The 19,933-nt window shown below is 66.6% G+C and carries 16 protein-coding genes and 1 CRISPR repeat array (1 of these 17 cut by a window edge); of the genes, 10 read left to right on the forward strand and 6 right to left on the reverse strand.

What is annotated here, in order from left to right; genetic code table 11:
• A CRISPR array of direct repeats spans nucleotides 1–852; the repeat unit is 29 nt; unit sequence GGGACCATCCCCGCGTGCGCGGGGAGCAC (it extends 1,013 nt beyond the left edge of the window).
• A gap of 216 nt (nucleotides 853–1,068) precedes the next feature.
• Together HII36_RS14150 and HII36_RS14155 are read right to left on the reverse strand one after the other, a co-directional pair.
• Nucleotides 1,069–1,968, reverse strand: a complete 900-nt coding sequence (locus HII36_RS14150) for a phosphotransferase family protein (RefSeq protein ID WP_173523611.1) — start codon at nucleotides 1,966–1,968, stop codon at nucleotides 1,069–1,071.
• Nucleotides 1,965–3,296, reverse strand: coding sequence for an XRE family transcriptional regulator (locus tag HII36_RS14155; protein ID WP_173523612.1), 1,332 nt, complete (start codon nucleotides 3,294–3,296; stop codon nucleotides 1,965–1,967). Before HII36_RS14155 ends, HII36_RS14150 begins: the two co-directional genes overlap by 4 nt.
• A 175-nt stretch (nucleotides 3,297–3,471) precedes the next feature.
• On the opposite strand from HII36_RS14155, the gene HII36_RS14160 reads away from it, so the two are divergent.
• The 7 genes from HII36_RS14160 (at nucleotide 3,472) to HII36_RS14190 (ending at nucleotide 9,516) form a co-directional block, all read left to right on the forward strand.
• Complete coding sequence (locus HII36_RS14160) at nucleotides 3,472–3,831, forward strand: hypothetical protein (protein ID WP_173523613.1); 360 nt, start codon at nucleotides 3,472–3,474, stop codon at nucleotides 3,829–3,831.
• A 355-nt stretch (nucleotides 3,832–4,186) separates the two neighbouring features.
• Nucleotides 4,187–5,197: a thymidylate synthase gene (locus HII36_RS14165; RefSeq protein WP_173523614.1), complete on the forward strand. Its 1,011-nt coding sequence runs from the start codon at nucleotides 4,187–4,189 to the stop codon at nucleotides 5,195–5,197.
• On the forward strand, nucleotides 5,194–5,721 hold the full coding sequence (locus HII36_RS14170) for a nucleoside-diphosphate kinase (RefSeq protein WP_173523615.1): 528 nt from the start codon (nucleotides 5,194–5,196) through the stop codon (nucleotides 5,719–5,721). The genes HII36_RS14165 and HII36_RS14170 overlap by 4 nt, the downstream gene beginning before the upstream one ends.
• Nucleotides 5,718–6,965: a hypothetical protein gene (locus tag HII36_RS14175; RefSeq protein WP_217369509.1), complete on the forward strand. Its 1,248-nt coding sequence runs from the start codon at nucleotides 5,718–5,720 to the stop codon at nucleotides 6,963–6,965. Before HII36_RS14170 ends, HII36_RS14175 begins: the two co-directional genes overlap by 4 nt.
• A 20-nt stretch (nucleotides 6,966–6,985) precedes the next feature.
• Nucleotides 6,986–7,633 (forward strand): 3'-5' exonuclease, encoded by a 648-nt coding sequence (locus HII36_RS14180; protein WP_173523616.1) that lies wholly within the window; start codon nucleotides 6,986–6,988, stop codon nucleotides 7,631–7,633.
• A gap of 479 nt (nucleotides 7,634–8,112) precedes the next feature.
• Nucleotides 8,113–8,598 carry a GntR family transcriptional regulator gene (locus HII36_RS14185; protein ID WP_173523617.1) on the forward strand — a complete coding sequence of 162 codons (486 nt, stop codon included), beginning with the start codon at nucleotides 8,113–8,115 and terminating at the stop codon, nucleotides 8,596–8,598.
• Between the two features lie 3 nt (nucleotides 8,599–8,601).
• Nucleotides 8,602–9,516 (forward strand): phosphotransferase enzyme family protein, encoded by a 915-nt coding sequence (locus HII36_RS14190; RefSeq protein ID WP_173523618.1) that lies wholly within the window; start codon nucleotides 8,602–8,604, stop codon nucleotides 9,514–9,516.
• Between the two features lie 30 nt (nucleotides 9,517–9,546).
• On the opposite strand, the gene HII36_RS14195 is transcribed toward HII36_RS14190, so the two are convergent.
• From HII36_RS14195 to HII36_RS14210, 4 genes are all read right to left on the reverse strand, one after another.
• The gene (locus tag HII36_RS14195) at nucleotides 9,547–10,044 is read right to left on the reverse strand and encodes a hypothetical protein (RefSeq protein WP_173523619.1); all 498 of its coding nucleotides are present in this window, start codon (nucleotides 10,042–10,044) and stop codon (nucleotides 9,547–9,549) included.
• 246 nt (nucleotides 10,045–10,290) lie between these two features.
• Complete coding sequence (locus HII36_RS57855; protein WP_173523620.1) at nucleotides 10,291–15,945, reverse strand: RHS repeat-associated core domain-containing protein; 5,655 nt, start codon at nucleotides 15,943–15,945, stop codon at nucleotides 10,291–10,293.
• Complete coding sequence (locus tag HII36_RS14205; RefSeq protein ID WP_173523621.1) at nucleotides 15,909–16,640, reverse strand: hypothetical protein; 732 nt, start codon at nucleotides 16,638–16,640, stop codon at nucleotides 15,909–15,911. Before HII36_RS14205 ends, HII36_RS57855 begins: the two co-directional genes overlap by 37 nt.
• A gap of 838 nt (nucleotides 16,641–17,478) precedes the next feature.
• Complete coding sequence (locus HII36_RS14210; protein ID WP_173523622.1) at nucleotides 17,479–18,861, reverse strand: hypothetical protein; 1,383 nt, start codon at nucleotides 18,859–18,861, stop codon at nucleotides 17,479–17,481.
• A 329-nt stretch (nucleotides 18,862–19,190) separates the two neighbouring features.
• Here HII36_RS14210 and HII36_RS57860 point away from each other — a divergent pair, with 329 nt between their 5' ends.
• The 3 genes from HII36_RS57860 to HII36_RS14220 all read left to right on the forward strand — a co-directional run bounded on the left by HII36_RS57860 (nucleotide 19,191) and on the right by HII36_RS14220 (nucleotide 19,926).
• On the forward strand, nucleotides 19,191–19,322 hold the full coding sequence (locus HII36_RS57860; protein WP_268959514.1) for a hypothetical protein: 132 nt from the start codon (nucleotides 19,191–19,193) through the stop codon (nucleotides 19,320–19,322).
• 86 nt (nucleotides 19,323–19,408) lie between these two features.
• Nucleotides 19,409–19,612 carry a hypothetical protein gene (locus tag HII36_RS14215; RefSeq protein WP_173523623.1) on the forward strand — a complete coding sequence of 68 codons (204 nt, stop codon included), beginning with the start codon at nucleotides 19,409–19,411 and terminating at the stop codon, nucleotides 19,610–19,612.
• Nucleotides 19,609–19,926, forward strand: coding sequence for a WhiB family transcriptional regulator (locus HII36_RS14220; protein ID WP_173523624.1), 318 nt, complete (start codon nucleotides 19,609–19,611; stop codon nucleotides 19,924–19,926). Before HII36_RS14215 ends, HII36_RS14220 begins: the two co-directional genes overlap by 4 nt.
• The last annotated feature ends 7 nt before the right edge of the window (nucleotides 19,927–19,933 follow it).

Below are 19,933 nucleotides of genomic sequence, written 5' to 3' on the forward strand. Positions count from 1 at the left end.
GGTCGACCCGACGACGCTCATGGACACGCTGGGACCATCCCCGCGTGCGCGGGGAGCACAGCGTTCTAACAACCCCCTTAAGCAAGTCCCTGGGACCATCCCCGCGTGCGCGGGGAGCACGCGGTGATGTCCACTGCGGCGCCGCCCAGGCTGGGACCATCCCCGCGTGCGCGGGGAGCACTCGCTCACGGTGCGCGGGCGGTCGTGCAGGTCGGGACCATCCCCGCGTGCGCGGGGAGCACTGCTGGTCCTCGCGCGGCATCTCGTGCTGGTAGGGACCATCCCCGCGTGCGCGGGGAGCACTTCTCCGCTTCGGGCACGGCCGGTAGCGCCACGGGACCATCCCCGCGTGCGCGGGGAGCACCTCTCCTTCAGCTCCCGCAGCGCGATCCGCGAGGGACCATCCCCGCGTGCGCGGGGAGCACACGCGGACCGAGGCTCTGCGCAGCGAGGTGCGGGGACCATCCCCGCGTGCGCGGGGAGCACGATTCAATTTCGAGCACGGACCCCTTGCTGAGGGGACCATCCCCGCGTGCGCGGGGAGCACACGGCCACCACGGGCACGACCACCCCGGCCACGGGACCATCCCCGCGTGCGCGGGGAGCACACGCGCTCGATGTCGGGGAGTACGTCGCGAGCGGGACCATCCCCGCGTGCGCGGGGAGCACATCGTCCTGCCGCCCTTCGGGGCGTTCATCGCGGGACCATCCCCGCGTGCGCGGGGAGCACGGCTTCACGCTCTGACTTCAGCTCTGCCTGAAGGGACCATCCCCGCGTGCGCGGGGAGCACTTCCCCCCGTTCCCCCAGACGCCGCATGATCGGGGACCATCCCCGCGTGCGCGGGGAGCACTCTCGCCGACCTGCATGTTTACTGGGAGCCGAGGCCGTTTTGAAGCACTTTCGTGAAATCGGACATTGCGGGCTCCCCGGGGCCGGATGCGGAGGCGGCGGCTTAGCACATCTGAGTGTGGCACGCTCCGAGTGGGATGCAGGCTGTCTACGGTGCCATCGATAAATGATCATGTCACGCGATGGGCAAGCTTCTCGGCAGCGCGCAGGAAGCGCGCTATGGCACGGCTGTCCAGGACCACGGTCTTGGTCCACGCTCGCCACGCAGGCACGCCAGCCTCAGCACCGCCTCGTCGCGCCGGGCGGGATTCTCTGCTGCCACCTGGGCGGCCATGCAGGTCATACGGAACTCTCGGATGTCCCGTAGGGTCTCGAAACCAGCCCACGAGGTGACGTCGTGCCCGTACGCCCGGACGAAGGCGTCGTAGTCCTCGGTCGTGATGCCGGCCAGAGTGAACGCCTTCACCGCCGTGGAGGTCAGGTCCCATTCGGGTGGGCCGGCTGAGCAGCGCTCCAGATCCAGCAGCACCGCCTCGCCGTCGTCCGTCCTCACTACGTTGCCGATCCACGCGTCCCCGTGCACGACGGTTTTCGGCAGGCCCTTGGGCAGCTCCACCCACCGGGCCTCCAGCTCGGCGAGGTGGGCGCGCATCCAGGAGCGGTCCCGCTCGTCGAGGGTGACGGCGCGGTCGATCCGCTCCGCCAGCCGGACGAACGGGTCCAGCTGGCCGATGGCGAAGCCGGTCGGCGGTGGGAGGTCGTGGAGGCGGCGCAGGGCGGTCGCGACCAGCGGCGCGGTGCCGTGCCGGTGGAGTGGCAGCTCTCGCCACCAGGTGACCGCCCGGCCGTCGACCTCCACGGGCTGGTCGACGTCCGGCCATGCCCGTACGGCCGGCACGTGGTTGGCTTCGAGCCAGCGCGCCACCGCCACCTCCCGCGCCGCGGCGGCGAGTTGGCCGCTGCGCGATACACGGGCGACGATGCCGCCGGGCAACCGGTACAGGGCGTTCTCGCCGAGCCGCATCAGCTCGGCGCCGGCCGGGTCGAGTCCAGCACGGCGGCAGGCCGCATCCAGCGTGGTCCTGACCGTCGTCTCGGCGCTGCTGGTCTGCGTCATGTCTGGACGGCCTCCCGGATGCGGTGGCGCAGGACGGCCACGGGCGTTCGGCTCCGGTGGGGGAGGGCGAGGCGGGCGAGCTCCTTCATGTCGTCCTGTGCTCGGCGGGAACGTACCGTCCCCGCGTCCGTGACTGCCCGGCCGCCTATGGAGGCGGCTTCCTCGGGATCTCCTGCGGCCATGGTGAGCGAGGCGAGCTTGATCCCGCTGATCGCGCGGGATCGGACGTAGGCCGCGGTGTGGCCGGCTACCGCGCCGGCCAGTCTGGTGGACGCCTCGTCCAGGTATCTCCGATCGACCGATGGGCCATGCACATCGATGACCAGGTCGAACAAGGCATGACCGGTGTCTCCTGAGTGCTGGGCGGCGTCGTAGTACCGCATCCACGGCTTCTCTTCGCCGGGGCAGATGCGGCCGAACTCGGTGTCCGCGTCCTCGACGGCCCGCCACGCCTCCGCCACCCTGCCGAGCTTGGCGAACGCCCGCGCCTGGGCCGACCGGAGCATGGCGCGCTCGCCCGGTGTCAGCCGGTCCGCCCGCACCATGGCGAACTCCACCAGGGTCAGCCCGTTGTCAGGGTCGCCGCACCAGATGGCCTGCCGCGCCATCGCGGAGAGCACCTTGGCGCGCAGGTGCCAGTCGTTCGCCTGCTCGGCGCAGGTGAGAGCGAGGGTGAACATCTTCCGGGCGTCGTCGTGCGCGTACGCGTCGAACGCCATGAACGCCGCCGTGTGCGCCAGCCAGCCGACAGCCGAGTACAGGGGATCGTGCAGCTTGGCCGGGCAGCGAGACTGCTTCAGCAGGCCCACCGCGAAGCGGAGTTGGCCGGCGACCGCTTCACGGACGAGGCAGCCGCCGTACGTGTGATCCCACGTGGTGAAGACGTTGGCGATGGTGCGCAGCTCGGCGATGTCGGAAGGGTGGACGACCGCGGGTGGGGCGATGGCCTGGGCGGGCAGGGCCAGGTCGGCGAGCGGGACAGCGGCGACCGCGCCCAGGGCGGTGCGGATGAAGCCTTTCCGATCCACGTCTGCCACGGTAACGACCGAGGTCGCGCGCCGTGATCGGGTGAATCCAAGGTCCCGGTCACGTTCCGCGCCGAGAATGGTGCGGAACGCCTCGCGGTAGTCGCGGTTCGGCCAGCGCACTTCGCCGCGCTCCAGCTTCCCGACGTACTCCTGTGTCAGGCCGCCCTGACGGTTGCGGTTCTCGTACAACCAGGCGTTGACCAGGTCTGCCAGCTCCTGGCGCGAGGCGTGCTCACCTGGAACGCCGGGGGACGGCAATCGTTCTCGCGCCTGCTGCAACAGCAGGTTGGGCTCGGACATCGGCTGTCTCCCTCCGTCCGCATCGTCGCACAGCGGCCTGACTGAAAGGCCGCCGAACTGACCGTGATCTGACCGCGGGCTGACTCTTGACTGCCTGGCTCGCTGGTGTTCCCGGCAGAGCCGTACGAATCCAGGGTGGAAGGGAATCGTCACCGTACGTGAGGAGCGGCACACGATGCAGGCTCTGGATGCGGATCACCGCCACGCCTTCGCCAACCCCGCCGGAACGCCCGTGTTAGCGGGCCGATCGGTCCTGCTCGCCCTGCGCGTCTCGACTGACAAGGGGAGGACGTGGCGGGCCAGCGGCGCGCTCAACCTGCCCACCGACCGGTACGAGGCCGCCGCGCGGCTCTTCCTCATGACGGCGATGAGCACGACGCCCGAGGACCTCGGCGCGGACGTCGTGTGGCAGGTGCAGGCATGGCTCGTCGACGAGGGCGAAGACGTCGCCGCCGGTGCGCCTCCGCTCGTGTCGCTCCGTAGTGACGGCCGGCTCCCGAGCGCGGACGTCTCTCAGCCGCTTCCCCCTCCCTGACAACCATCCGAGGCACGCTCATGACCACCGACTCTCCACGGCTCGGGCTCGTTCCGGACGAACTCGGGGCCGCTCACCTGCAGTGGCACCTGCGCAGCCAGTGGCTCGTGCTCTGGGAGCCGGGCAGCCGGCAGTTCACCGCCTTCTACCTCGGGGACACGGTCGAGGGCGGCGCCTGTCGCAAGGCCGGCACTCTCCGAGGGCTGGGGGAGCGGATTCTCAGGTTCGACCCCTTGCGTCCGCACCCGGACCTGGCTGCATCAGCCGGTCCCGTGGTCACCCCTCCGTCCACACAATCGCGTCCGGACCTCTTCGCAGACCGTACGAGCGAGGTCCGCAACCGAAGGAACCCCCCATGACACCTGATCGCGCAGAGACGTTCCACGAGGCGTACATCGAAGTGTTGCGGCAGGTAACGACGAGCCCCGAGTACCGCATCTCCACGCGCGGAAACACCTCGCTGGAGCTGCTCGACGTGTCCTTCCGCATCGCCGACCCGACGCAGCGCGTGCCCTACCTGACCAGCCGGCCGATCAACCTCGCCTACAACTGGGCGGAGGTGCTCTGGTACTGGTCCGGCCGCGCCGACCTCGACATGATCGGCTACTACGCGCCTATGATGCGGGCCGGCAGCCACGATGGAAGCACACTCACGGGCACGGCCTACGGTCGCAGCCTGTTCACCCCCGGGCCGGACGGCCGGACCCAGTGGCAGCGCGTGCTCGACCTGCTGGGCAAGGACAACGACACCAAACGCGCCGTCCTGTCGATCTTCAGTCCAGCCGAGCTGGCCGTCGACGACAACCCGGATGTGTCCTGCACGATCGCCGCCCAGTTCTTCCTGCGCGAGGACCGGCTGCACCTGACGTGCTACATGCGAGGAAACGACGCGTTCATGGGTTTGCCGAGCGACGTCTTCTCCTTCACCGTCCTGCAGGAGCTGGCTGCCCACCAGCTCGGCGTCCAGGTCGGGCACTACAGCCACCACGTCGGGTCGATGCACGTCAACCTGCCCAACCGGCCCAAGGTCCGCAAGATCCTCGCCGAGGTCGGCGCGGACGGCTACCAGCCGCCGGCCTTCCGCTTCGCGGCCATGCCCGCCGACGCCTGTCTCACCTGGCTGCGCCTGCTCGCCCAGGAGGAGGCCGGACTGCGGACCAACGCTCATCAGCACACCGTGGCCAGCATCGCCGCGACCGGCCTGGCACCGTACTGGCAGCAGGTCCTGCTGGTGTGGGAGGCGTACCGGCAGATCTCTCACACCGACCAGCCCGTCAGCACGGAGATCCTGCAGGCGCTGGTCCCGAGCTATCGCTGGCTGGTCGAACGCCGCTGGCCGAACCGGATGCCGCAGGTGGCGGCATGACCGGGCAGCCGACGACGCCGCCGGGTGGCTGGGGCTACTGGACGGTCGTCATGTGCAAGCCCGACGCCACCGAGCGCGGGCTGGTCGGGCCGATCCTCGAATGGATCGCCGGCACCGTGACCATCGTCCAGACCCGCGAAGTGGTGGTCACCGCCAGGCAGATCCTCGCCCACTACGCCGACATGCTGGAGCTGCAGCACCGCTTCCCGTTCGACGTCCGCGCCGACCTGATCGACCACTATGTGGGCTCGACCGTGACCGTCGCGCTCGCCCGCGGTTGCACCGACGACACCGCGCAGCGCGTACGGGACCTGCTCGGCCACTACGACCCGTCCCGGGCACCGGCGATCACCATCCGCGGCTACTACGGCAATGACAGCGCCGAGCAGGCCGCGGCCGAGGGCCGGTTCATCCGGAACCTCGTCCACGCCAGCGACAACGTCGCCGACGCCGCGGCCGACTTCATGATCTGGTTCGGCGAACCGTACCGGCACATCCTGACCCAGGAGGCGCACGCACGATGAGCAAGCCCCTCTTCACCGGCCCCGGAAAGCTGCCCCTCATGCCCGCCGCCCAGCAGGCGACGCTCGACCCGTACATGGCGCAGATCATCACCAACCGCAAGTCCGGGCTCAGCCTGAACCACATCATCGGCTGCCCGCTGGACTGCGCGTACTGCGTGCGTCACTTCTGGGGGAACTTCGACCAGAAGATGCCCCAGCTCCTCGTCCCCACGGACGAGGCGGTGCAAATGCTCACCGCGCATCCCGAGTTCGTGCCGCACACCACGCCGGTCCAGCTCTTCAACAAGGCCACCGACCCGATGCTGCCGGGCGTGAAGCCGCACACCTTCGCCGTGCTGGAGGACCTCGACCGGCGCGGCCTGACCAACCTGGTGCTGGTCATCACCCGCTTCCACGTCACCGAGAACGACATGGCTCGGCTGGAGCGCCTCAAGCACGTGCGGCCGACCCTGCTGTTCACCTACTCCGGCATCCGGGACGACCGGGTCGAGCCGATCGCCAAGTCCACCATCACCGTGGACTCCATCGTCACCGCGGCCCGGCACAAGCGCCGCACGAAGGTGATCCTCTACTGGCGGCCCATCGTGCCCGGCTGGAACGACGACTGCGCCTCGATGGCGCACGTGCTCGGCGTCGCCGCCGACGCCGGCGTGGACGCGCTCGTGTTCACCGGCTACTACCACAAGGAGGAGAACGCGGCCCACCTCAAGAGCCTGGGCGTCCCGGTGCCGTACGGCGAGAACTGGCAGCGCCGCAAGATCCTCCCGCAGGAACTGGACGCCCGAGTCGTTCAGGCATGGCGCGAATCCGGCATCTCGATCCCGCTGTTCCGTAAGACCTCGTGCGGGGTCACGTACGGCTGGCAGCTCCCCGACTACAACGGCCACCTCGGGGTGCCCGAACTGTGCGACATCTGCCCGCCCGAGCAGGTGGCGCGCTGCGCCGCGGCGCTCTCGCCGCCGACGACCGAGGAGATCCGGGTCGCGCTGGACTCGTTCGGGTTCGACCCGGACACGCCGTTCCTGATCGAGGACGGCCACGTCCTGACCGCCAAGCTGGGCGAACAGCGCCGATACGCCCTCCAGCACCTGTTCGGCTTCCAGTTCTGGGAGGTCGAACACCCGCACGTGCACACCGCACACGGCCGGGCCCTGGAAGGCTACGAGCTGAGCGCCGAGGACCGGGCGCTGCTCGACGGCGCTCGCGAACGGCTGGCGTCCGCCGCCCGTCACGAAGACGACTGAACCGACCTCTGGAGCACCCCATGCGAGACCAGACGTGGACGGCCGCCGAACTCGTCGCGCTCGACCTCGAAGGCACAGGCGCGCAGGACCGCCAGGACGAGGCGATCCTGGAGATCGCGGTCGTCCCGCTGGCCGAGGGCCGGCCCGACATGGGCGCGGCCTGGCACAGCCTCATCAACCCGGGCCGCTGGATCCAGCCCCGCCCCTGGATCTCGCCCGGCCTCTCCGGTGCCGCCCTGACCGGCGCCCCCAGCCTCGACGCGGTCCGCGCCACCATCGCCGAGAAGCTGAACAACCGCATCCTGGTCGGCCACAACATCGGCGTCGACTGGCGGCTCATCCACCTGCGCCTGCCCGAGGTCGAGCCCGCCGGCCTGATCGACACCGCACGGCTCGTCCGCCACCTGCGCCCGGACATCAAGCGGTGGAACCTGACCGGTCTGCTCGCGCAGCACGAACTGGAGGGCGAGGTGAAGGCGCTGGTCCCGGACGGGCAGCCGCACCGCGCGCTGTGGGACGCGGTAGGCGCCGCCCTGCTCCTGGCCGAGCTGGTCGATCAACTCCCAAACGCCGGTATGGCGACCCTCCAGCGCACAGCCGGTGTCCCTCACCAGCCGGAACGGGGCAACGACGATCAGCTCGCCCTTGATCTGCAGGGGGAACCATGATGGCCGCGACGCCTGGAGCGGTGGATGACGACCCACGCTGAATCCAAGAGGCAAGGGTGCGAACCGACGAGTCCGGAGACGGACACCTGGTCATGTCCCGGGCACTCGCCGCACCCGCCCCTCCGAGCCGGTCGCCAGGCGCCTTCCCTCGACTGGACCACCGACGAACCCTCCCAGAGCCGGACGCTCAAGCACACGTGCCCGTGTCGGCCCACCGTCTACGAGTTCCTCGCCACCGGCGGCTGCTATCGGATCCGCCGTACGGATCGGGACACGTTGCCTCGGGAGGTCTATGCCGGCCCATGGCGTCGCCGGGTGGCAGAGGACATATGGGAATCGATCCTCACGGGCGACGTCGGCTTAGGTCGCCTGCCTGACCACTGAAGCCATCGGTCAGGCAGGCGCCCGGACCCAAGCGGACCCTGCTCATGACCGCGTCGTCCTAGCCTTGGTCTGATGTTGCTCGGCAAGGGAGCCCCATGACTCAAGGCAAAGCTCAGCCCACGTACGTCACGCTGGCCGGCGATCTGCGCAGCCGGATCGAGGCGGGGGAGTACCCGCCTGGATCGATGATGCCGTCCGAGTCTGCTCTGACGGCCGAGTTCGGCGTGGCCCGCGGGACCGTACGGCAGGCGCTCGCCGAGCTGGAGCGCGAGGGCCTGGTCGTCAGCCAGATGGGCCGGGGCCGCCGGGTGCAAGGCCAGCCCACGGCGGACACGCCGGCGAGTACCCGCTACGAAGACGTGGCGAACCAGCTCCGCACCGCCATCAAGGCCGGCGAGTTTCCACCCGACGTCCGACTGCCTGGTGAACCTGTCCTCGCCGCAAGGTTCGGCACGGCACGCATCACGGTACGCAAGGCCCTGGAACTGCTTCAGCAAGAGGGCCTGATCGTCGTCGTCCCCAGCAAAGGCCGCTTCGTGGCCGCCCAATCACCACCTTCGGATACGAACAGCGAGGGCTAGTCCATGACGGAGACCCACACCGCGCGAGGCTTCTCCCTGCAAGATGCCCACACGGCGCTCGTCGCGGCATGCGCCGAGGTCGGGCTGGACAGCCGGGACGCGGTCCCTCTGCGTGTGGGTGAGAACAAGCTGTTCCGCCTCACGTCCGCGCCGGTGGTGGTGAGGATCGCTCGCAGCGTGGATCTTCTCGCCGACGTCCGCAAGGAGGTGGCGATCGCGGCCTGGCTGGAAGAGGCGGGCTTCCCTGGCGTGCGGCTCTTCCCGGACTGCCCCCAGGCGCTCGTCCACGAGGGCCGGGTGGTGACGTTCTGGCAGCTCGTGGAGAGCGCCGATCCAGCCCCGGGCTTCAAGGACCTCGCGGTGATGCTGCGAGAGCTGCACGCGCTGCCCAAGCCGGTGGATCTGGTCCTTCCGCTGTTCGACCCGCTGGGCCGGGTGGAGGACCGCCTGGACTGCGCGCCGAGCGTGCCGGACAAGGACATCGAGTTCCTCCGGCGGCGGATCAAGGAGCTTTACGCGGAGTACAACGCGCTGGAGTTCGCGCTTCCCGCCGGCCACATCCACGGTGATGCCCACAAGGGCAATCTGATGCGACGGACGGACGGGAACGTCATCCTCATCGACTTCGAAAGGTTCGCCTTCGGCCCACGCGAGTGGGACATCAGTACCGCGGTCGGGATTCCGTACCAGGGCTTCCGCTGGATCGAGGACGAGGCGTACGCACAGGCTGTGGACGCCTACGGCTTCGACATCGCCCGGTGGCCTGGGTTTCACACATTGCGCCGCATCCGGGAGACTGCCATGACGACATGGCTCATGCAGAACGTAAACCACGGATCTGATATCCGCGTTGAGTTCGACCGCCGTATGGCCTCACTGCGACATGATGTCCTGCCGCGCGCTTGGCGGCCCTTCTGACTGGCTACGCCAGGATCACGAAGATCGAAGCTAGTCCAAGAAGTCCATTCCTTCATTTCCGGTCGGATCGGCGCCGAGGAGACTCTCATGCAATCCGCCCATTGATCGGCCGACAGAATTCCTATCACTGTCTACCTCTAGAAGCCTCCATCCCGGCATACCGCTCATCGTATCATCATGGCCGAGATCCAGCAGGTAAAGTAGACCGAACACAGTTTCGTAGGAAATCTCTTGAGCGAGGCTCTTCAGATCGTTCAAGTCTACGCCCTGGTCCACCAAGCGCTCAATTGCTCGCAATCCGCGTAGGTTATCATTTTCCGACCACGATCTAATCAAAGTCAGCCAGATTCTCCTGAGCAGGAGAAATCGTGCAAGCTCCGGAGCGCCTTGATCCAATTCGCTCCAGATAACTCCCCGTAGGTCTTCCGTAGAACCCAAATCGGCGACCTTTATCAGCATTGCATGAGCAACTTCCCGCTCCTCGCGAGGGAGTGCGGCGCACCACTCTTCCCATTCGGATTCGTTCATTGAGCTGGTACTCCCCTTTCCTGTGTATTATCCGATGGAGGGGAGAGTTCGCAGTCCTTCGATGAGGGAAATATAATCGCAACAACACGAACCCCGTTCAGATCATAGCAGAGCAGTCATACCTCTGCATCCTGTGGCAGGATGTGATGGATCCCGCCCTGCCGGCGATCCGTGAAACGATTTGCTGTCATTGGCATTCTAGGAATTGGTGGAAGTCGCGGGGGCTCGAGAGTGCTTTCTGGGGTTCTAGCCCAGGAGTCCGTCTCGTAGCTCTCGCCTCAATTGTGCCAGTATTTCGATTGCCTCACTTCGTGATCTGGCCATGCTCAGCGCGTCGTTGACGGAGTCATAGTAGGTGTTCGTGTGAACCCTGGAGTGAGGAATGGATCCTCCGGGATTTGGCTTCTTTGATCCACCAGGGAGCCAGACGCCATTTACTGCGTCATTGATATCGATACCGAATTTGTCCAGCGCCTTTCTCGCTGGAGCCGCTCTGAGGTCCTTTCCCGCTACGATATGGTGAGCGGCTTCCCCTGGTCCGCCTCTATGTCCTGCCTTTTCAAGGTTCTCACCAAGAGTTTTCGAGCAAGGCCCACTGTTGTGGACCAGAACCGGCGTAGCGTCTGCCAGAACATAGTACGTTTGCAGGTGCTCGACTGTTATGTTGTGGACCCGTTTGACAGCAGTCCACCGCTTGATGGCCGAAATTTGAACATGGGTTCCCGCGGAAGTGCGTAGCCACATGCCTCTCTCGAGGTCCCCGGCGCGGATCCACTTACGGAGATCGCTCGCCCAGAAGGGGTGAGCCTCTGTGGAGATGACCACGCGGACCTTGCTGTCGCTTGTGCTGTCCGTGGTGACGGTCACCTCGACCAGGTTCTTGGCGCCCTCGCCGCGAATCAGCGCCTCGACGCGTTTCGCAGCCGACTTACCGTTCGCTGGGTCTGTCGCGAGAACCTTATCTCCGACTTTGACGGTCTCGATCGCCTTGCTGGTCCCGTCAGCCATGAGGATTTGAGTGCCGGGAACGAAGCTGTTGCATTTCCCGAGCGCCTTCAATTCACCTGCCAGGCTGTCCAGCTTTTGCTTGGACAAGGCCCGATATTTGGAGATAGATGTGTGGAACACCGGGAGAGTTCCGAATCCATTGTCGGATATCCCGCCCTGCTCCACCTCGCCCAGCCAGCGGAGCGCTTCAGTGTTTTCCTTTCTAACCCCTGGGTTTTTGTTCCAGTCCCTTCCGCCGAGGATCTTGCGGATGAGTTCGTCTCGTTTGCGCTCGGTTTCGCGTTTCCGCTTAAGATCGTCGTACTCCTTATGGCGCTTCTTGTAAATGTTGCGTTCGCGGGCGGTCTTCTTCTTGCCGCTGGTGTGGTGGGTTTCGGCGAACCTCGCGTCAGATTTCCGGCTGCCGGTGTCGACGCGGCGGCCGTCGGGGTCGGACATGTCGATCGGGTTGTTGGCAGCGTAGGAATAGGGGTTGGCCCATTCGGGGGTGCGCAGGTCGAGTTCGGGGTCGACGGAGATGAACCGGGCGATGGCCGGGTCGTAGTAGCGGGCACCGAGGTAGGTCAGGCCAGTGGAGGCGTCTTCGGTCTTGCCGAGGAAACCACGGTCGGTGAAGGGCAGGTCGTCGCCGCCGCGGCGCTGACCGAAGGGCAGATAGCGTTCACGGCTGACGGTGCCAGTGGCGTCGTTGATCGCCAGTTGGGCGCTGCCGTGCATACCGGCGAGCAGCCAGGTGACGCCGCTGGTCTCACGCAGAGCGATCAGGGAGCCGTCGCTAGCGGTGTAGTAGCGCTTGGCGGAGACCTGTCCGGCGGACAGGCGTAGTTCCATAAGGCCGAGGTAGAGGATTGTGCTGCCGTCAGGATCACGGCGGAGGAGCCGTTCGCCCTCCGCGTCATACACCATGCTGGTTTGCTGGCTGTCGATGGTGGCTCGGTCGAGTTGGCCGAGCGGGTTCCAGCCGAAGGTGGCTTGTTTGTCGGCGACGGTGCGGGCGGCAAGTTGGCCGGCGTTGTCGTAGGCATAGGTGTCTGTGCCGGTGGGGCGAGTGATGGTGGTGACGGCATTGGGACGGACCGCGGTCGGACCGGGGGCGGGATAGGTGTAGGTGGCGGTCTGGCCGTTGTCGGTCAGACTGGTGAGGTTGCCGACCTTGTCGTAGGCGTAGGCCTGGCTGTAGGGGTCGGCGCCGTGGGCGTCGCCGGTTCCGGTGCACGAGCTGGCGGTGGTGGTGTAGGCGGTCTTGAGGCGGAGCAGGCCGTCGTAGGTGAAGCATTCGGACTGGCCGTCGTTGCTGCCGGGGACGGCTGAGGCCGCGTCTAGGACGCGGGCGATGTTGCCGGCGATGTTGTAGCTGTAGCGGTCGTCTTGGACGGTGTCGGGGCTGGGCGTGTCCGCCTTGGTCTGGGTGGTGACCCGGGACAGCCAGTCGGTGGTGGAGTTGCGCTCCAGGGTGCGCTTGAGCTGGCCGTTGCCGCCCAGCAGACGGCTTTCCAGCTTGCCCGTGGCCGTGAAGGCGGTGTCCTTGACGTAGATGGAGCCGCCGAGGTCGCTGGTCAGACTCTTGGCGAAGCCGAGGTCGGTGTAGCTATGGGTGAGCGTTTCGGCAGCCAGGCCACCGGCTGCGGGCAGGCCTTGTTGGCGAAGGTTCCCCGCGGCGTCATAGACGGAGGTGAAGGTGTATTCGCTGGCCAGAGCGCCTTCAGCAGCCGGGATGGTGACCTTGGTGGTGGTGGGCCGGTAGTCGCTGTCGTAACCGGTGACCGTTCGGGTGTAGGGCTGGCCACCGGTGTAGCGGATGGCGGCGCCGGGATGGCCCTTGGCGATGGTGTCGTAGGTCCAGTCGGCGAGCTTGGTGCCGGTATTGGGTTCGCCGGCCCATTGGCTGGTACGGCGGCCGAGATCGTCGTAGGTCGTGGAGATCTTCTGGCCGTTGCCATCGATGCTCCAGATTTGGCGGCCAGCCGAGTCGTAGCCGTGGCTAGAGGTGCCGGCGTCCGGGTCGGAGGAGGCGGTGCGCCGGTCCAGCCAGTCGTAGGTGTAGGTGCGTACGTTGCCGTTGGCGTCCGTCATACGGGTGAGGTTGTCGTTGAGGTCGTAGCCGTAGCTGCTGTCGGCGTGGTTGCTGGCGTCAGACCATTCCTCGACCTTGACGACCCGGTCGAAGACGTCAGTGACGGTGGCGGTCTTGCCGCCGACGGGCGGAGTGGCCTCGGTGCGCTCAACGCCGGGGTAGGCAGTGGTGGTGCGGCGCAGTTCGGTGCCTTCGTGGTAGGCGATGGCGGCTGTGGGCCGTTCCAACCCGTCGTAGAGGGTCTTGGTCCACTGCGGCAAACTGGTCAGCGTCGGATTGAGGAGTCCGCTGCCCGGAGCCTGGCTGTTGTAGACCGGTTCGGAGACCGCTTCGGCGAGGCCGCGCGGGTTGTAGGTGGTGGCCAGGACGATCCGGCCACCTCCCGGGGAAGCAGTCTGGGACTCGCGAGCGCGGCCGAGGCCGTCGTCGTAGCTGTGAGTTGTGGTCCATTTGGCCGCAGTGCCGGTGCCGGTCAGCAACTGCTTGATCGTGGTTTTGATTGGCGCGGTGGGCTGGCCGAGCGAGTTGTCGAACGGAATGTCGTAGGCGACTGTGGCGCTGGGAGTGCCGCCGCTGCGCGGCTGGCCCGGCCTCCACAACGCGGTGGTGCGGCCCAGCCCGTCGTAGTCGGCCTCGGTGATCTTGCCGTTGGCGTCGGTAACCGAGGCCGGTTCGCCCAGCGTGTGCGAAAGCCGGGTGGTGACAATGTGCTGAAGTGGGTTGGTGACGGTGATGCCGTCCTTGGGCCAGCCAACGGCCGGGATGTAGGTGGTCGTGGTGGTCTTGTTCAGCGGGTCGGTCGCAGTCCGTGTCCGGCCGTAGTCGTCGAAGGTCGCCTTGGTGGTGGAGATGGTGGAGGCGTCGGCGTAGGAGCGGATCTCGGTGGGGTTGCCGTCGCTGGGCTTGTTGGTGGCTGGGTCGGAGCCCCCGTCGTACAGGGTGACGGCCTTGCCGACCAGGGTGCCAGTGGTGCAGTTGTCGCCGGAGCGCCTTTCCACCACTGAGGGGAAGGCGACGAGCCATTGGCCGGGGTCGGTGTTGCGGGCGTATGTGGTGGTGGTGCAGGAGTTGTCGGTAGTGACGCCATCCTCGCCGTAGTCGTTGACCTTGATAGGTAGCCCGTCGGCGTTGTAGGCAGTGCGTTCGTCGGTGTAACGCCAGGTGCCACCGGTGACCTTCTGCCGGGAGCGCTCTCGGGTCTGCAGGACGTAGGCCGGATTCTGCCCGCCGGGGCCGGTGCCGGTGGATTGGAGCGTGTACTCCCAGCGGGTGGAGTCGACCTCGGTATAGGCGCGCGGGCTGAGGGAGGTCATCTGCCAGGTCTGCTCCTGCAGCACCTCGCCTTGCAGCAGCGGCGCGTCGCTGATCGCGGTGCCGTCGAAGTCCATGACCTGCAGCCCGCTGCCGCGCAGGAACGTTTGCGTGGTGACGGTGTAGCCAGTTGGGTCGCTGCCTGAGCCCTTCACGGTGCGGACCTGGCCGTAACCGCGCCAGTCCGAGCCTGAGGGTGCCAGGCCAGGCTCGGCGGTCTGTGTCGGGTTGGCCCAACGTGGGCTGCCCAGGAACTCGTAGCTGTGCACCACGTCCGGCGAGCCGGCAACCATGTCCCGCTCTATTACCTTGGTCGCCAGTTGCTTGTAATAGCGGGCCCAGGCCTCATAGCCGCCTTCGGGGTCGCTGCCCATATCGACCTGGTAGCAATCACCGCTCTGGTCGCTGTGGTAGTTGGAACCGTCGCGACCCTTGCCGCCCCCGCAAGGGTCGGCTTGGCCGTAGGTGACCTCGATCCGGCCGCCCATGCCGTTCTTGATCGCGGCGATTCGCGGCACCATCCGCCACGACAGCTGATCGGGCCAGTCGGAGTTGTTGATGTAGTCCATCCGCCCGGCCAGCATTACCGCGTCGAAGTCCAGCGGCGGCAACACTACGTTCGGGCTGGCGGCTTGCCCGGTCTGTTGCACGGTGTCCAGCCACATCGCCGCGTCCCAGGGCAGGCCCTGGTCGGTCCGCTGATAGACCCAGGTGTGGGTTAAGTCCAGCCGGTCCACCGGATCCCAAGCCGCTGAACTCGGGTTGCGGGATTCGGTGCGGATGGTGGTGAGCTTGCGGGTGGAGTAGAACGCGATCGCGTCATTGACGCATCCGGTCGGCTGCGCGCAGTGCAGGTCGGTCGGCACGTCATCGCCGTCCCGGGCGAGGGTGGTGAACAGGGTGCGCGCCGTCGGCGTGCTACCGGTCACCTGCGTGTTGTGTCCCCATGAGACTGAAGCCAGGAAGCCGCCCCGATCATAGGGAAGTACCTGGTAGACCTCATCGACGCAGGAGGGCAGGCAGAAGTAGTTGGTCTCCCGGTTGTAGGAGTAATCGATCACGTTCTCGTTGCGGTCGACCTCTTGGTCCAGGTTCCACCGCCACACCCCCGTGCAGGTGGGCGGGATGGCGTTGTTCCAATACCGGTCAAAGCACGGCTCGCCGTTCTCGTCGCCAACATAAGGGACCTGCCACTGGGCGTCCTTAGTGGCGCCGAATCGCCAGATCTGCCCCTCCCGATCGGTGATCCTCCAATACGCGTTTCCGTCCGCGCCCCCGGCCACCTGCTCGATCTTCCAGCCGAAGTCCGGTACCGTCCTCCAGGCCCCCGCAGTGGTCTTCACGATCTGCGCCGACCGCCCGCCTGCGTTCAGCACCAACTCCGACTGCGTTCGGTCGGCGCCGACGGCGGTCTCGTCCGGCGACTCCCAGCACAACGCGCGCCCGACCTTGCTCTCATCGGCGATCCAAATCAGCTCGGCTGTGTTGTCGTCGTAGTAGGTCCACACGTCACAGCGGCGGAAACGCCGCTCATGAACCCCGCGCTCAGATCCCAGCCTGCTCCCACCACACCGGACTGGTTGTTGGTCCACGATCCCTGACCGTCCACCGACGAGGCACTGTATTGAAGCGACAAGCTCGGACCGCTACCAGCTGGCGACGGCGGCTCTGGCAACGGAACGTCATAGTCGAACCCACCACCCGATGTACCCGCCTGCCACGTCCCCGACGGCTTGAGATCGGTCGCGCCCCAGTTGCCGTCCGGCCCGGTCAGATCACCCGCCAGCAGATACACCGAGCCTGCCGCCAACTGCGCTGCCAGCACCGCCTCAGATGCCTTGATCGCATCCGTCTTACGGTCCTTGCCTAGCGTCGGTGCCTTGACCGCTGTCATGGAGGCGTTGGCGGGGGACACCTCCACCTCCGCGATCAATGTCCCAGCCTTGCGATCGTTGACCGTCGGCACCACCGATGGCCGCACTACACAGCCGCGTGGACGCGGCTGCTGCACCACGCACGCGGGCAGCCTCAGCACCTGCAGCCGACCCGAGAACTGGCCGCCGTAGGCATCACGGAAGTCGGCATAGGAGAACGCAGCTCGCACCTTGCCCGGTGTAGTCCCGCCATCGGCCCGCACTAGCCGGGCCACCATCCCCACTCCGCCCAGCTTCGCAGTGGCCTCCGGGGAGAGAGTCTCCACCATGACCTTGTCCAGCCCGGCACCCTGAGCTCGGCCCACCTGCACCGGCAACCCCCCCTGCCGCAGCCAGTTCGCCAGATTCGGGCACGTTCACTTCAGCTTTGCCCGGCCGTGGCCATACCGGCTTGGCCCGCGTCAGCTTCGGCGTTGTCTCCTCCGCGCCCTTGGCCGCTCGTTTCGCTGGCACCGGCTGGGCATCCACCGACTGTTCGGGATCAGGCGCAGCCGCCGCGGCCATGGTGATCAGTTGATCCGAAACTCCGACGCTGGCGATCAGTACCATTGCCGCCAGCCCGACGACGAAAACCACCAACCGCATCCGTAGACGAGCGCGCATCCTGAACTCCTTTGTGGCACGCTGACGCAGGCCCCGGGCAAGAGGGCCTCCAGGCGCCTAGGCAGGCATAAGGACGATCGCTCTGTTTATGATCGAGGAACGACGACCGGTCAACGATGGGAGCGTCGCTTACCCAACACGCCCAGTCAGGAACTGTTGAAGTCCTTGCCAGTCTGGCCTGGTCAAGTCGGATGTCAAGGCTCCGTTTAATGACACCGGCAAGGGGAGTGTGATCTGCATCACATGTCTAACTTCGAGATGGATGGTTCGTGCTGTGATCTTTCTCTTTTTTCGTGAGGCTATCGGAACCAAGTGTGACGGACCGCAGCACAATCAACCCTGGCAGGTCGGAAGCAATCGGTGGCTCGGAGAGGGCATGGCTGGCCTCTGCAGTCGGGACCTGGTGGCTCCTGTTTTGGGTACCGGCTCCTGTGAAATGAATGTTGCAGTTATAGTTGCGAATATTTCGGCCGCTGAATCCGTTGTCGTGTCCGACTACTCGCATTACTTTGCTGCTTCCGCCTCTGAGCGGGCTCGGGCCAGCCTCGTCTCGGCGAATGTTTGAAACTCGTGCACCCTTTGATCGTTCCTGAAGCGAGCGAGTTGCTTGACGAAGTCCCGTACATAGCGTCGAGTCCGAGCCGATCGCAGGTCGGCCACGGTGGTCACTACCTCGCGCGCTACGGCAAGTCCATGTTCGAGCTCGCCGCTGGCGACGTGGCTCGTGGCAAGAATGGTGCGTACGAAAGACAAGCTTCGGACGTAGAGACTGTCGGCAAGTTGAACGCTTTCCATCACGCAGTCGCGGGCACGGCGGTGGTAGCCGAGGTCGTGAAAACAGTGTGCGAACTCGGCCGCCAGCTCGGCCTCGTCGAAGTACCTGAGCCACACCGGATCGTCCTCGGGCCTGCGTCGCTCGAACCACCGTTCGGCCTCGCCCAGTGCGCGGCTGCAGCCGGCCTCGTCGCCCTGTGACGCCAGTGCGCGGGCCTCCATCGCGTTGAACAGCGCCATGGCGGTGGGCGTGGCCGCGCCCTCGGCGCCCATGCGGGCCGACCTCGCCAGGTTGGCGGACATGCCGTAATGGCCCAGGTAGTTGGCCTGGTGGCTCATGCCGGCCAGGATGCGGCCGCCGAGCATCCGGTCGCCGGCTTCGCGGGCCAGCGCGAGGGCTTTGGTCATGTACTGCTGGGCCAGGCCGTGGAGCCCCGTGTCGTACGCCATCCACGCGGCCAGTCGCAGCATGGCCGCCGTCTCCGAGAGAAACTGCCGGCCGAGCGCCGTGTCCGCGCGGACGTGCTTGAGCAGCGGTTCGATCTCCATGGCGATGTACTGGACGACCGTGGAGCGGGCGTGACCGCCGCCGAACCGGTAGTCGAGCTTGGCGAACAGAGCGGTCGTCTCGCGCACGGCTTCGACGCTGCCCGCAGTGATCAGCTGTCCGGCGGAACGTGACCGGGCCGAGGCGCCAGGGGCCACCAGCCACGTGACCATGGAGTCGTTCCAGGCGTTCGAGGACACCTCGCTGTCGACCACCCGAGGGTTGGCCGACAGGTCTCCCGAGATCAGAACCGAAACACCGGCAGCGCAGCTCTCGGCGCGCTGCGAGGACCGGGCGACGAAGGGCGTGGCTTCGGCGTACATCATGCCGATGTCGCGCACGCTGACCCGTTCTCCGAGGCGGCTCAGAGCCTCGGCGATGAAGTGTGGGGTCATGCCGCGGGGGTGCATACCGTCCAGCCAGCGTTTCACCGACACGTGATCGCAACGGATGTCCACGCCGTGACGTGCGGCCATGTCCTGCACCCGGCGCGCCAGCCCCTTGTTCGACGTGCCTGCCCGTGCCATCACCGCCGCGAGCTGGTGGTTCGGCTCTCGGAGCTTCATGGCACTCCCGGCACTACGGGGGCTCTGCAACCCACAGTGATCACTTCGTCGCTGTCAGTTTGCACCCCTGCCCGGCGGTCGTGCACCCCCCTTTGCTGAATTGCACCGCCTTTTGAACACTGCCGCACCCCCTGACCTGCGCGGTTTTCTGGTGCCACGAACACGGCGGGTCCCGAAAGGAGCTTGACGGACTTGCAGGACCTGTTCTATACCTGTACAGGACAGAGTTTCCACTTGGAAGCCTGCCACCAGGAAGAACAGGCCCGACCAAGACCAGAAGGGATCACCACGACATGCCTGTTCTTCGACCTCGACGCTTCCTTCCCACGGTGCTGATGATCCTCGCGGCCTTCTTCGTGGTGACTCAGCCGCACAAGGCCGCAGTGGCGGTGAACGCCGCCGTGGATGGCATCCAGACGATCACCAAAGCCCTGACCACGTTCAGCAACGGTCTCGGCTGACCTGCCAAAACGAAAAGCCGGGGCGTGGCCCAAAGTCGCCAAACCTGATCCACGCCCCGGCACCCCTTGAGAGAGGTATCTCCATCATGCCCTTCGGGCCTGACCACGTACTGCCTGAGTCCGATCTCCAGCCCATCACCGTCCTGTACGCGCAGTGGACCTGCCTGGTCTGCGGCGGCATGGAAGAAATCGCCTCCGATGAGGAGGCGCCGACTCCGCCGATCTGCCCCTCATGCCACCGGCTCGCCGTGGCCGAGGCGCTCGCCGCTCTGGCGGTGGTGCGGCGATGACCAAGAGGAACGCCGCTCGCCTGAGCGACAGGCAACTGTCAGACCTCCGGGACGAGGTGCTCAACTCCGACCCGGCCTGCGAGACCGGCGACGCCGAGCTGTTCACCGGTCCCGATCTGTTCGAGGAGGAACCGGAGGACGAGCGGCAGGCCCGCGAGGACCGGGCCAAGGCCGTATGCGCCACGTGTCCCGCCCAGACCGCCTGCCTGACGTACGCGCTGGCCGTACGCCCGCAGACGGGCATCTGGGCCGGCCTGACCGCAGCCGAACTCCGCGCCGTCCGGAGGCGGGCCAGCCGCAGGGGAGCTGCCTGATGGCTCG

The organism is Nonomuraea antri (assembly GCF_013283785.1).
Taxonomy (GTDB): Bacteria; Actinomycetota; Actinomycetes; order Streptosporangiales; family Streptosporangiaceae; genus Nonomuraea; species Nonomuraea antri.

Bases quoted from the DNA above. Each gene is read 5' to 3' on its own strand.
- HII36_RS14150 (WP_173523611.1), bottom strand. From the start codon at position 1,968: ATGACGCAGACCAGCAGCGCCGAGACGACGGTCAGGACCACGCTGGAT.
- HII36_RS14155 (WP_173523612.1), bottom strand. From the start codon at position 3,296: ATGTCCGAGCCCAACCTGCTGTTGCAGCAGGCGCGAGAACGATTGCCG.
- HII36_RS14160 (WP_173523613.1), top strand. From the start codon at position 3,472: ATGCAGGCTCTGGATGCGGATCACCGCCACGCCTTCGCCAACCCCGCC.
- HII36_RS14165 (WP_173523614.1), top strand. From the start codon at position 4,187: ATGACACCTGATCGCGCAGAGACGTTCCACGAGGCGTACATCGAAGTG.
- HII36_RS14170 (WP_173523615.1), top strand. From the start codon at position 5,194: ATGACCGGGCAGCCGACGACGCCGCCGGGTGGCTGGGGCTACTGGACG.
- HII36_RS14175 (WP_217369509.1), top strand. From the start codon at position 5,718: ATGAGCAAGCCCCTCTTCACCGGCCCCGGAAAGCTGCCCCTCATGCCC.
- HII36_RS14180 (WP_173523616.1), top strand. From the start codon at position 6,986: ATGCGAGACCAGACGTGGACGGCCGCCGAACTCGTCGCGCTCGACCTC.
- HII36_RS14185 (WP_173523617.1), top strand. From the start codon at position 8,113: ATGACTCAAGGCAAAGCTCAGCCCACGTACGTCACGCTGGCCGGCGAT.
- HII36_RS14190 (WP_173523618.1), top strand. From the start codon at position 8,602: ATGACGGAGACCCACACCGCGCGAGGCTTCTCCCTGCAAGATGCCCAC.
- HII36_RS14195 (WP_173523619.1), bottom strand. From the start codon at position 10,044: ATGAACGAATCCGAATGGGAAGAGTGGTGCGCCGCACTCCCTCGCGAG.
- HII36_RS14205 (WP_173523621.1), bottom strand. From the start codon at position 16,640: ATGGTGGAGACTCTCTCCCCGGAGGCCACTGCGAAGCTGGGCGGAGTG.
- HII36_RS14210 (WP_173523622.1), bottom strand. From the start codon at position 18,861: ATGAAGCTCCGAGAGCCGAACCACCAGCTCGCGGCGGTGATGGCACGG.
- HII36_RS14215 (WP_173523623.1), top strand. From the start codon at position 19,409: ATGCCCTTCGGGCCTGACCACGTACTGCCTGAGTCCGATCTCCAGCCC.
- HII36_RS14220 (WP_173523624.1), top strand. From the start codon at position 19,609: ATGACCAAGAGGAACGCCGCTCGCCTGAGCGACAGGCAACTGTCAGAC.